We start from the raw sequence: 12,309 nt of genomic DNA, 5'->3' as shown, positions 1-12,309 counted from the left end.
TAATACATGAAAATGGAACGTATTCAGGAAATTCCTACCTTTAAAGTTAATGGTTTTGCTGCTCTGGTAGGGATTATTGCGATCGCTAGTTTTGGTGTGTGGTTAGGTAAAGGTCTAGTCGGGTTTTCCAATATCAACGACTTATTGATCTATACCAACAACTTATTTGGTATTGGTCTAGTGATTGTAGCCTTGGTTGCCGTAAAAGGCTTTCTGACTGTGCAGCCTAACCAAGCCCGAGTGCTAGTGTTTTTAGGTAACTACGTTGGCAGTGTCCGTACCTCTGGTTTTTGGTGGGTTAACCCTTTTGCCTCCAAGCAATTGGTTTCTCTACGAGTGCGTAATTTCAATAGTGATAAGCTGAAGGTAAATGACGCGAAAGGCAACCCCATTGAGATTGCTGCGGTAGTTGTCTGGCGAGTTGTAGACTCAGCCAAAGCCACCTTTGACGTAAATTCCTATGTAGATTTTGTGGCCATCCAAAGTGAGACCGCTATCCGTGGTTTAGCCAGTCGTTATCCCTACGATACTAATCAAGAAAACCTAGCGTCACTCAGAGGCAGCCCCGAAGAGATTGCAGCAGCTCTTAAGGAAGAATTACAGGCTCGCTTAGAGGTGTCAGGTGTCGAGGTGATTGATAGTCGTATTTCCTATTTAGCCTACGCTCCAGAAATTGCCCAAGTCATGCTACGGCGTCAGCAAGCACAAGCAATTATAGCAGCTCGTCAAGAAATTATCGAAGGTGCCTTAAGCATGGTGGAAATGTCCATCAAGCGGCTGAACGATAACCAAATTATTCAGCTAGACGAGGAAACAAAAGCAGCAATGATTAACAATTTGCTAGTGGTTTTGACTGCTGAGCAAAATATACAACCTGTGGTCAATACTGGTAGTCTTAAACTCTAAGCATTCAGCGATCAGCTATCAGCTATCAGCCCTGATGGTAGAGAACTGCCAAAAAACCTTGATTTGATTGCTTCTTACCCGGATTGACCAATTGACCGTAAGTAGTAAGCTTTCAGATTGAGTCTGGTTTAAACCTAAAATATAGCGTTTCTCATAGCTATTAGGTGAGCTTGACCTTGGCGAATTAAATTCGCCACGGGTCACACCTGAGGTACACAGGATTTTTGCCCTATTCCCTATTCCCTATTCCCTATTCCCTGTTCCCTATTCCCTGTTCTCTATTTTAAATAGCACTATGACCCAAAGCCAAACCAGCAACTAGCATCCCTAGTACCAAAAACGGTTGCGCACTAGCCTGGTATTTGACATCATTTTTCAGGGGGTCACGGAGAAAGTACATATCCTGGAAGGTGATTTGGGGGATGATTAATAGGATCAGGATAGCAGCGTAGAGGTTCTGATGAATGCTGATTAAATAACCAGCAATCCCTGCTTGAAATAGATCAATCATCACCACACAAATCCAAGCTGCTGTGGTAACACCAAACATGACCGGTAGGGATTTTAAGCCCAATTCGCGATCGCCTTCCACACTCTTGAAATCATTAACTACTGCAATACCTAACCCTGCCAGGGAGTAGAACAGGGTCAGAATCATAATAGTCAGGTTAAGATGACCAAATAAGCCATGACCTGCCCACCAGGGAAGGGCGATATAGCTGGCACCGAGAGCATAGTTTCCCAGCCAACCATTTTTTTTCAGTTTCAGGGGTGGGGCAGAATAGATATAGGCTAGAAAGGCACCACCTAGGGTAAGACAGGTGAGTGTGGGAAATTCATGACCAGCCCAAACATCGAGTCCGTAGCTAAGAGCGATACCTGCTAGGAGTAGCACCACAATCTGGGTGATCACCTGGGGGATAGAGATGGCTCCCGATGGGATAGGACGGTATGGTTCATTAATGGCGTCGATTTCGCGGTCATAGAAATCATTCAAGGTTTGGGTATACCCTGCCATCAACGGACCAGAAAGCAACATACAGGCGGCGGCCATCAGAAGGTCTTCGAGTGTCCAACTGTAGCCACCGGAGGAAGCAGCACCACACACTACCCCCCACATCAGGGGTATCCAGGTAATTGGCTTCATCAACTGCAGGCGAATCTTCCATAGGTTGCTTTCACCAGGAGCTGCGCCTTTCATACCCAGTAGCTGACGGGTTTTGGCACTTTGTTCAGTTAGATTTTCTTCAGCCATAGCTACTACCTAGAATGAAATTATCAAATAGCCATCTTGAAACTTAGCCCCTTTCACGGATTGACCACTAAGTTGTGGGGGAAGCAGGATATTATGCCGTTGATCCCCGGCTTCAACGGTGACTTCTGGACCGTATTGGGTCAGTTTCACCTGCTTTTTGTTAAAACCTGGTAAGAATAAACGAACGTTGCGACCAGGAATGTCGATAGTCATGGGTCTGGGTGCCTGGGATGCCTGTTTAAAATCTGGCAGGGCATCGATCAGGGATTGCCAATCTTCCCCTGGTGGGGAAGTGGGAAGAGCATTAACGACTAGAGGGGCAAATTCCGATTCTATTGCTGGGGTTACCGGGGTTTGGTTGACCAGCACACCACCGACAGTAACACCCACTTGTTGGGCACTACCCCACAGATACTTGGCTGTGGCCATGGCTAGGGGGTCATCGGTAGTGACCAGATAGGATGCGACCCGATTGGGATTTGCGATCGCATTTTTTCCATCCTCCAACATATTGTTGGCCTTATTACTTGATTCACCAGCCAAGTCGTCACTCGTCCATGACACATTTAGGATGGCGCTAGTGACTGGTTGGATAAAGGGGGAAAGGGCTTTGCCCAGGTCAGAATCTGCCATGACTTGGCGAAATCTACGACTATACCAACTGATAATTTCTGGCATTCCCAACATTCTCAGGGTAGCTTGAGAGCAGGTGCCATCGTAGATGATCGCGTCATACTGACCGCTTTGGTAGTACTCCCGAAGGGCGTTGAGGGCTAAAGCATGATCCATCCCCGGTAAGATGCCCAGTTCTTGACCATAGACATTTTTTAGGGTAGGCGATCGCAAATATTGCTCCTCTAGCTTTTTAACATCTTCCCAGCTGCGTTCCAGTAGTACTGTAGTCATTAGCTGTACTACCCGGAGGTTAGGACTTATTTCCACCGGGTCAGACGTTGGGGATAGCCCCAGTAGCAGTCCAAAGCTAGGACTTGGGTCTTGTCCTACCAGTAGCACTCGTTGACCGAGGCTCGACAGCTGCTTAGCGGCAGCAATTGCCACAGTAGTGCGACCTGTGCCGCCTTTACCCAGAAATGTTAGAATCCGTGCCATAGTGCAAGTCTTTTGCCTCGGTGCGATCGCGGTTACTAAAATCTAGTCTACGACTTTCAATTCATCCTCAAAGAACCAGGTAGAGGAGTTGTCCTCAAATTTCACCGTTGCGCCAACTCCACTGCCATCGGTCATTTTATAATCTGTGATCGTGCCTACTTTTCCCAGTTTATTTGCGATGTCGTTGCCTACCCGGTCTCTTAGACGAAACACTTTTACTTTTTGCCCGATTTTCATTGCTACTAGATCATACGATAAACCACCCCTCAGTTTACCGGAATGTGTCGCGATCGCATCAGGGAAAACTGCCATAAGTTCCACTGTTGCTCCTGGGACTGATCTCAAATCCGGTTGAATACCCATAATCTAGGGAAGTGTCGGAAGTGTGGGAGGTGTGGGAGGTGTGGGAGGTGTGGGGAGGGTGCCTCTGCTCCCTACTCCCTACTCCCTGCTCCCTACTCCCTGCTCCCTACTCCCTACTCCCTACTCCGTTTGCTATTTAAGTTGTTTATCAAGAATTTTATCCAAATTATAACCATGTTATTTGATGAACCTTTCTATATTGCGATTAATCAAGCCCGCTGGGCTGTAGCAGAAAACGTTCTCAATCAGCTTAGACTCCATCAGGGATTAAGTTTTACCAGTTGCCTTGACGTGGGATGTGGTCCCGGTTGGTTTTCTGAAAAGCTGGTGAATTGGGGAGTAAATGTAATTGGTTTAGAGGGGAGACAAGAACTTGTTGAAGAGGCAAGTAAACGGGTACCTGAAGCTAAGTTTTATCAGGTTGATGTTGAATCTACCCAACAAATGTCTCAATTTTCGGCAGCAGACTTAGTGTTTTGCTTTGGCTTGCTCTATCATACAGAAAATCCCTTCAAAGTCATTCGTAATTTGCAGTTATTAACCCAAAAAGTGTTATTTATTGAAAGTATGAATGTTCCTTTAAATGAACCAGTTACCTATATAGTTGAAGAAGGCAAAAATGAAACCCAGGGCTTAACCTACCATGCCATGATTCCTAGCCGAAGTTGCTTGCTGAAAATGCTCCAAGTTTCAGGATTTCCATATCTATACGACTATCAGGGTTATGTAGACCATGAAGATTTCTGGGAAACGGAGACCAAGCACCAAAGACGCCGAATATTTTTAGCATCTACAGTTGAGTTACAAGTCAGTGATTTAGTTCCCTCACCTGAGATTGTCACGCCAAAGTATAATTTTGCTAAACAATAACTAGACGAGTTGACGAATTAATGGATAGTCAGGAAGAGCATTTACCTAGCCATGAGTCCATAAATCAGTTGGATAAGATGGAGATTTATCTTCAGGTATTCCATCATTTTCTGCCTCAGGCGATGGATTTTCCCAACTTGGCGGTACCCTACACCTTGTTTTTGCGATCGCTTCGAGAGAAACTCCATCCAGTAGGGGTTCGGGATATCCAAGCAGTGAATTTGCCATCAGGCTTGACATTCCACGTTGATGTTGGGGATCGACTGGGCTGTGACTTTTACTATGGTCATTACCAAGAATACTTTGATGCCCAACTCTTTTTAGGTCTGCTGGATGCCAATTCCATTGTGCTAGATGTAGGAGCAAACTTTGGTTACTACGCCGTATCATCAGCTACCAAATTAACTTCTAGGGGTTGTGTTCATGCCTTTGAACCTAACCCAGATGCCTACCAGCTTTTACAACAAAATGTAGAAGTTAACCACTTACAACAGTTAGTTTCTTGCCATGACCTATGCGTCGGTGCTGAAGATGGAGAAACAGACTTTTATATTACCCAGGAATCCGCATTTAGTGGTATGGATGATACTAAACGGTCTGTCTTGCGTGAAAAGATTACAATTCCAGTGCGTAGTCTAGACTCCATACTTCCCGAGTTGGGATTATCCCAGATAGATGCCATCAAGATTGATGTCGAAGGATACGAATTTGCCGTATTAAATGGTGCCATAGAAACCATTCAGCGCTCACCAAATCTAGTGATCATGATGGAAGTGAGTGCCAAGAATCTAAATGAGCACAGACGGGAAGCATTGATGTCCTCTCTTGTGAATCTTTACAATCAAAACCTCCGAGGCTGGATCGTGGATTCTAACCCAAGAGTACTCAAATCCATACCAACTCCAGAAGCAGCACTAACGTTAGGGAGTGCTACAAGCGCTAATTTATTCCTAATGGTTTCTGGCTCAGAGCGTGAACATCAATTGAGTAAAATCTATCATAATTTACAGACAAAGGAAGATAGTAATCAACTCAAAGAACCTGATATAGCGTTTGGCTATCGGTTGTAAAGATACTTCCAAAGGCCAAGAGGCAAGAGGCAAGGGGCAATAGGCAATAGGCAATAGGCAATAGGCAAGAGGCAAGAGGCAATAGGCAATAGGCAATAGGTGGGTGCATCTCATATTTGAAAATTTTGTGTAGGGTGCGTTAGGGGGGGGTTCTCATTTTCCGCCTCTAACCCCAGGGTTGGCACAGCCAGCCCCGTAACGCACCACCGGGTCAAACAGCATGCATTGAGATGCACCCCAAAAGGTTACTGTGATCTATCTTTTTTATTTGATTTCAGAGATGATTATTAGTAAACTGGAAATATATTATATACCATAATCATGAAGTACATTAAAGAAAATTATGCTAAATCAATGGAATTGGGAAAAAACAACTACTGCAATAGGCTTGATTCTTTCCGCTGTTGGTATTGTCGTCGCTATTGTTACACCAGAAATTAGATGCTTGATTCCAATCATCAACCAAAATTGTCCAAAAGGGCATTGCAAATCGTTATTCAAGAATAATCAAAGAATTGAAGCAAAATATAATCGGACAGACCTTAAACATCTAGAGTTTGGAGAAGTCGAAAATCTAGAGATAATAGAAAGAGATAACGATACATTGGTAACAGGTATAGTGTATCTTCTTGACCATCCATATCCTGGAAACAAGAACCTAGAACAAATATCAGTAACAAGTGGTAAATATACTCATAAGTTTCCCAACCCTGTAAGATTTCAAATCAACTATAATAAAAACGATACATGGGATTTAGATTGGTATGATGTTTCAGGCACAAAATTAGTGGGTAAGGGGCAATGTCAAAATGCTAAAATAGCAACAGGAAGGCTGAGATACCCCGACGGGCATCATACTTACAATATAATTTTTGAACCTATTCAACAATAAAACTTTGGAAATTATAAAACCTGTCCTTGATTTACCCACGGTTACCAGCCAAGGGAAACAGAAAGTTATGGGATTATAGCGTTTTCCAAGCTAGTTCAGATATTTAATTGCGATGCAGCGCGGTCTTGAAGGAAACCTTCACTCGCGCTTTACATCAAGACAAGGATTAGAGTTTTTGAGGTTACCAAATTGCTAGCATGCCTATTGCTAGCATGCCTATTGCTAGCATGCCTATTGCCTTCCCCTAAGGTAGTCTGTTCACAACTCAAAAGTCACCATGGATATTCTCTACGACCATCAAATGTTTGCCATCCAGAAATTTGGTGGTATATCCCGAATTTTTATTGAATTAATCCGAGAGTTATCGCCAAACTATGACTGCTCAATTCATTGGCATCGTGGCATCAAGACCGATGGGTATGATATTTCAGAGTATCGCGCTCAACTCACCGGATATGGGGTGATACCAAAATTTACCTTTCCAACAGGTAAGGCTATTAATGACACTATCAATAAACTATCCTTTCAATGGTTTGTCCGTAGATTTGGTAGACAATATGATATCTATCATCCTACCTACTATGATGCTGACTTAGTGGAGATTGTTAAACCTAAGAAACTTGTAATAACAATCCATGATATGATTCCGGAAAAATTTTTATCAGGACAAGCTAAGTTTCAGCCATTAATTAAAAATAAGCAACAGCTAGTTGAACAAGCCGATTTAATTTTTGTAGCTTCCGAGAATACCCGCAATGATTTAGTAGACTTATTGGGAGTTAATCCGGAAAAAACTAAAGTCACCTATTGGGCAAGTCGAATTCAAGATGCTAACGGATGTGAGTTACCAAAGGATTGCCGTAGTCAGCCTTACTTCCTTTATGTGGGAACTCGTTCAAAATATAAAAATTTTGAAATAGTCCTCAAAGCGTTTGCTGCTAGTCCTAAATTACGGGATAATTTAAAATTAGTCTGTTTTGGGGGTTCCTGTGATTTTTTGGAATCCGAATTAAGGGTTATGGAATACCATAATATGCGGCAAAATTTTATCTATCTTAGGGGTGATGATGCCCTACTCAAAACCCTATATCGTAATGCCCAAGCCCTAATTTATACTAGCCGCTATGAAGGATTTGGTTTGCCCCCCCTAGAGGCAATGGAATGCCAATGTCCAGTTATCTGCTGCTTAACCTCTTCCTTGCCTGAGGTGGTAGGAGATGCAGCTAGTTTATTTGAGCCAGATTCTGTGGATGGACTAGTTAACGCTATGGAGATAGTTGTAGAAGACTCAGAACATCGGGCATCTATGATTGAGAAAGGACGGCAACGTGCTAAGCTTTTCACATGGGAAAAGACTGCTCAACTGACCTTGGATGGTTATCGTTCAATTAGGTGATGAATTCTGGACACCGCTATAAGTTTGTCAGCAGTATCAGTTGCTAATCAAACCCCGAAGACGGTAGTATTTGGATTGGTGTGAGGTAGATTTGATCTATATACCCGTCATCACTGATAAGTAGTGACCAAAAATTTGGTTGGGTTTTAAGGTAATACAGTCATGAATAAACAGGATTCAGTTATAGAACAAATTAAACAAGACCGAAAGATTCGAGCAGGGGATGATCCACGAAGGTTAGAGCATTTTGGGTTTAAGGTACACTCTCAATCGGATGAAGACGGCATTATAGAAGAAATATTTAATAGAATTGGGATAAAATCCCAGGTTTTTGTGGAGTTTGGAGCAGAAACAGGACGAGAAAACAATAGTCATTATCTTTTAGAAAAGGGATGGACAGGATTGTGGATAGAATCCTTGCCAGACTATGCAAAAACTATTCGAGCCAATTATCAAGATGCCATCGGTGAAGGTCGCTTAAAATTTATCGAAGCGGCAGTTAACGCCGAAAATATTAATGATTTAATTGAAAGTGCTGGTATTACTGGAGAAATTGATTTTCTTTCAGTGGATATTGATAGTAATGACTATTACGTCTATGAGGCTATTTCGGTTATACAACCTAGAGTTGTTTGTTTAGAGCACAATCATTCCTATCCACCACCTCAAGAATGGATCATGCCCTATGACCCTAATTTTCGCTGGGATTGTAATTCTAGTGCTTATGGAGCTTCTCTTGTAGCTTTAGAGAAGCTAGCTCGCCGTAAGGGGATGGTGTTAGTAGGTTGTGGATTATATTCTGCCAATGGATTTTATGTGCGTGAAGATTTAGTCAATGATGCCTTTTCTCCTCCCTTTACTCCTGAGCGTTTTTTTAACCCTTTAGACTATCAAAAAATTGTTAGTTTTCCTCCTAGAGCTGCGGGGGATGCAAAGCCAAGTAACTCTCATCCCTTTAAGATAATCGGGGGGTTTGTGAAAATAAAAACAAAGCAATTATTGAAGCAGATACTGGGAAAAAGTAATTGAATCCAACCAGTGTCTTGATGCAAAGCGCGAGTGGTTTACCCCATGAGCGACTGCATCGCTTCTGCATATTAATACCGTTTTAAGGGTGTTTTTATCAATGGTTATTGAGGGTGATGAAAAATAAATTAATCAATTACCATATTTCTAATATTTGCTTGTTACTACTATGTCTGTTTTGTGTAGCATTAAACTCATCTTTTGGTCGGCCAATTTGGATTGATGAGTTTTTACATTTTGCTTTCGGTAGCTATGACACAACGGCTGAAGCTTGGAACGCTATCAGTCAGTCTATTCTAACGATTAATCATGGACAAACAGGCATTTATATGCTTATTGACCACTGGTTGATGCAGCTCTTTGGTGCTAACATCTTTTGGCTAAGATTTCCCAGTATTTTCTCTGGTTTGGTCTTGTTTTTAGCAGCAATTTATCTTTTCCGTCTTTGGGGCATGCCCTTTTTCTGGCAAGTTATTGGTATTCTTGCTCTTTTTTCTCAAACTCAGCTAATGTATTTTGTGGGTGAAGCCCGCCCTTATATGCCTTTAGTAACTGCTACCGTTTGTACCTTAGCCTATTACAGTACCCCTTTGCCCCAAAGAACCCGTGCTATTTTTACATTTTTTGGATTATTTTCTATTTTAATGGGGGTACTATTCCATCCTTATTTTTCTGTTTATTGGTTGGCAATTATTGTATTTACATACTTGCAAAAATTGATTCAAACGGGCGGAAAAATTTCAATTAACTCTGTTCTTAAACATACTAATATTCCTCTTTCTGTCCTCGGCACAATAGTCTATTTTACTTTAGGATTATTAACTTGGTTACGAGAGCGCCCAGAGTTTACATTTGCTCCTTTTCATTGGGTAAAAAAGGATGAGTTACTCATCACTTTTATGGAATTCAGTCATTTTGAATTTTTACAAAAACTTTTATATCCCTTGCTTATTATCATTTTCGTTATTTTCTCAATTATTATAGTTTACCCAAAACTTAGGAAAGTTTATCTTAAAGAGCTAATCAGTCCTGTTTTTCTAATAATTATAGCCTTGGGAATATCTATAGTTTTATCTTATGTCTCTTTTCGGAGTAACTATTGGATTCTACCAAGACAATGGGTAGCTTCAATCTCACTTGTTCCTTTGGCTTTTGTTTGGCTTGGGTATAAAATATCAAAAATTTTTGCTAAAATTAATATAATTCTAGCTTTTTCATGGATAATGCTTTGTTTTACTCCTATAGTTCTTCAATTTAATAAAGTAGCTATTTCTAATTATCAATATCTTAGAGAAAGGTTGGCTCAAATTTCGGTAATCTCAAAAAAATATCAATATTATTTTGAGTATTTAGAGTCTCTAGAATATTTTGAACCCCCTAAAAATTTACAAAATCAAAATGTTGATGAGTCTAACCAGTATTGGGTGTCTTTAGCTAATAAAAACCTTCAACAAGGTGGTAGAGTTTGGAAAGGTTTTAGAGGTTATTATGGCCATCCAAAATGAATTAGGAAATGGTGCTATCCAAAAAAAAATTTAGGGTTAATTTTAAAAACAAACTATAAAATTAACTTTTATCAATTTGATCAGGAGATTTTTTTTGCTATTAGCAGAATTGATTTTCCTAATTTATATCTGAAGATAGGATCTAACTTTCTAGAGAGAGGAACCATTAATCTATCCCATACTTGTATTTGTTTTAAAGTTGGTTGACTTTGCTTAAGTATCAGTTTATTAGCTAGACTAGCTAGTAAACCCACACTATCTAAATAGAGACATTTAACAATCTTGAGATTATCTGGTATTATTGCTTTAAGACTGGATTGACTATAGCGACGATAGTGACCAATAGCTGCATCGAAGGGAGTAAACAATCTTTGATGAGCCGGACCTAAAATAACTAAATTTCCATTAGCTTTTAGATGTTGAGACACTTTGATGACTTCTTGATTATCATTGCGGATATGTTCTAAAACATCAATGTAGAAAATTGAATCAAAGAATTGCTCATTAGTCAAACTATCAATAGTTCCATTGCGGGCATAACAGTTGATGATACCATTTAAATCAATCGATTTTTCTAGAGCATGGAAAAGCTGATTGTCTGGCTCTAGGCACAACCACTGACTATATTGGGAGCGACAGAGTAAACGGGTGTTGCTTCCTATGCCTGCCCCAACTTCTAAGACATCACCTTTGATATATTTGCTTAATAATACTCTTATATAGTTCTTCCAATTATTGGCTTGAGCAAATAGCTCTAACTCTGTCCCGACATAGGTAAACTGGCTCATGGTTTTAAAGGAAAGAAATCATCAACGTAATATTTATAATCGCGAACTGGAATCAAGTTGGACTGATTGCGCGTTGACAGAATGATCAGACTGAAAACAGTGCCGATTAAGACAAGTTGCAACATAGATAGAACTAATAAACCCGACACGTAGGTGGCCCAGCCTGGTATCCCCCAATCGGTAAAGACTCTAATCAGCAAAACTAAGCCTAAGAGCAACAATAAAATAACTAATAAAACTACGATACTTAATAAGATTCTCGTCCCAACAATATCTCCGTACACCGCAATAGAACTCAAGCCATGTGTCACGAGGGACACTAAGTTCATCTTGGGCTGTCCAGCTAGTCGCTTTGCGCGGGGCACATCTACTTCAATATAGGGAATTCGAGAGCGATAAATGCCTGATGAGTAATGATTCCAAATTTCTGAAATTACTACGACGTTCTTCAATAAATAAGCAGGTAATAAACTGAAATTACCGACGCTAATTTCTTTCCCTATAAGCAGGAGATAAAGCTTTTTGTAAATGAAATATAAAAACTTAAATGTGTAGCTTTCAGAGCGCTTACTCCGCTTAGCAAAAATTATTTTATTGTTACCTGTCTTGTCCGAGACATTCAGGAGGTGCTCTATCGCAAAGGGATTATCTTCCCCATCACCATCCATCACCACAACCCAGTCGCAGTCTGAGTGGCTATATACATAGGACAAGCCAACCGCTATCGCTCTCTGGTGACCAAGGTTGCGGCGAAGTCGAAGGATGTTAACTGCTCGAATCTGGCGATGTTCTTGATGAGTAAGTGAATGTGGGATGGGCATCGTTGAATAGTCATCAACAATAACAACTTCTAAATTGGTGCCCTGAGGAATAATAATCTCATCAATAAGTAGCAGTAGCTTTTCCAGAGCTTCCCAGTCATTAAATGAAGGAATGACAATGACTAGATTTCTCCTATCAGTCAAGTCAGTAATTAGAGACTGATTTAGAGACTGTTTTGGCGGTGAGAGCTTTGGGAGTCCCATTTATTTCCTCTCAGACTTTGAAAAACTAATAAGTTAGAGTACATGTTTTCCTGCCAAAAGTCTACCCCTCACTTCAGTACAGGACAAAAAGGTTGAAAAGAAG

The 12,309-nt window shown here is 40.9% G+C and carries 13 protein-coding genes; 8 read left to right on the top strand and 5 right to left on the bottom strand.

Annotation, left to right across the window (positions count from 1 at the left end):
• Positions 1–12: 12 nt before the first annotated feature.
• Positions 13–906, top strand: coding sequence for an SPFH domain-containing protein (locus F6K63_RS24345; protein ID WP_287295671.1), 894 nt, complete (start codon positions 13–15; stop codon positions 904–906).
• 283 nt (positions 907–1,189) lie between these two features.
• On the opposite strand, the gene chlG is transcribed toward F6K63_RS24345, so the two are convergent.
• The 3 genes from chlG to petP are packed head-to-tail and all read right to left on the bottom strand — an operon-like array spanning position 1,190 to position 3,508.
• Positions 1,190–2,161 (bottom strand): chlorophyll synthase ChlG, encoded by a 972-nt coding sequence (gene chlG / locus F6K63_RS24340; protein ID WP_287251638.1) that lies wholly within the window; start codon positions 2,159–2,161, stop codon positions 1,190–1,192.
• 9 nt (positions 2,162–2,170) lie between these two features.
• Positions 2,171–3,271, bottom strand: coding sequence for a Get3/ArsA fold putative tail anchor-mediating ATPase NosAFP (locus F6K63_RS24335; protein WP_008188081.1), 1,101 nt, complete (start codon positions 3,269–3,271; stop codon positions 2,171–2,173).
• 42 nt (positions 3,272–3,313) lie between these two features.
• On the bottom strand, positions 3,314–3,508 hold the full coding sequence (gene petP, locus F6K63_RS37975; RefSeq protein ID WP_044494701.1) for a cytochrome b6f subunit PetP: 195 nt from the start codon (positions 3,506–3,508) through the stop codon (positions 3,314–3,316).
• A gap of 137 nt (positions 3,509–3,645) precedes the next feature.
• On the opposite strand from petP, the gene F6K63_RS24325 reads away from it, so the two are divergent.
• From F6K63_RS24325 to F6K63_RS24295, 7 genes are all read left to right on the top strand, one after another.
• Entirely contained in the window at positions 3,646–3,774 is a 129-nt protein-coding gene (locus F6K63_RS24325; protein WP_267872088.1) for a hypothetical protein, read from the top strand.
• Between the two features lie 34 nt (positions 3,775–3,808).
• Positions 3,809–4,504 (top strand): class I SAM-dependent methyltransferase, encoded by a 696-nt coding sequence (locus F6K63_RS24320; protein ID WP_287251636.1) that lies wholly within the window; start codon positions 3,809–3,811, stop codon positions 4,502–4,504.
• Between the two features lie 20 nt (positions 4,505–4,524).
• Entirely contained in the window at positions 4,525–5,574 is a 1,050-nt protein-coding gene (locus F6K63_RS24315) for an FkbM family methyltransferase (protein WP_287313314.1), read from the top strand.
• 343 nt (positions 5,575–5,917) lie between these two features.
• Positions 5,918–6,466, top strand: coding sequence for a hypothetical protein (locus tag F6K63_RS24310; RefSeq protein WP_287313313.1), 549 nt, complete (start codon positions 5,918–5,920; stop codon positions 6,464–6,466).
• Between the two features lie 277 nt (positions 6,467–6,743).
• Positions 6,744–7,862, top strand: coding sequence for a glycosyltransferase family 4 protein (locus tag F6K63_RS24305; protein ID WP_287313312.1), 1,119 nt, complete (start codon positions 6,744–6,746; stop codon positions 7,860–7,862).
• A gap of 162 nt (positions 7,863–8,024) precedes the next feature.
• Positions 8,025–8,891 carry a hypothetical protein gene (locus F6K63_RS24300; RefSeq protein ID WP_287267109.1) on the top strand — a complete coding sequence of 289 codons (867 nt, stop codon included), beginning with the start codon at positions 8,025–8,027 and terminating at the stop codon, positions 8,889–8,891.
• 113 nt (positions 8,892–9,004) lie between these two features.
• Positions 9,005–10,393: a glycosyltransferase family protein gene (locus F6K63_RS24295; RefSeq protein ID WP_287313311.1), complete on the top strand. Its 1,389-nt coding sequence runs from the start codon at positions 9,005–9,007 to the stop codon at positions 10,391–10,393.
• Positions 10,394–10,473: 80 nt separating this feature from the next.
• Here the strand turns inward: F6K63_RS24295 and F6K63_RS24290 are convergent, their stop codons facing one another.
• Positions 10,474–11,181 carry a class I SAM-dependent methyltransferase gene (locus tag F6K63_RS24290; protein ID WP_287249481.1) on the bottom strand — a complete coding sequence of 236 codons (708 nt, stop codon included), beginning with the start codon at positions 11,179–11,181 and terminating at the stop codon, positions 10,474–10,476.
• Positions 11,178–12,206: a glycosyltransferase gene (locus F6K63_RS24285; RefSeq protein WP_287267114.1), complete on the bottom strand. Its 1,029-nt coding sequence runs from the start codon at positions 12,204–12,206 to the stop codon at positions 11,178–11,180. The genes F6K63_RS24290 and F6K63_RS24285 overlap by 4 nt, the downstream gene beginning before the upstream one ends.
• Between the last annotated feature and the right edge of the window lie 103 nt (positions 12,207–12,309).

The organism is Moorena sp. SIO1G6, assembly GCF_010672795.1.
GTDB classification, from domain to species: Bacteria; Cyanobacteriota; Cyanobacteriia; order Cyanobacteriales; family Coleofasciculaceae; genus Moorena; species Moorena producens.
Note: the sequence above shows the minus strand (reverse complement) of the source record. Positions and strands in the feature narration are given on the sequence as shown.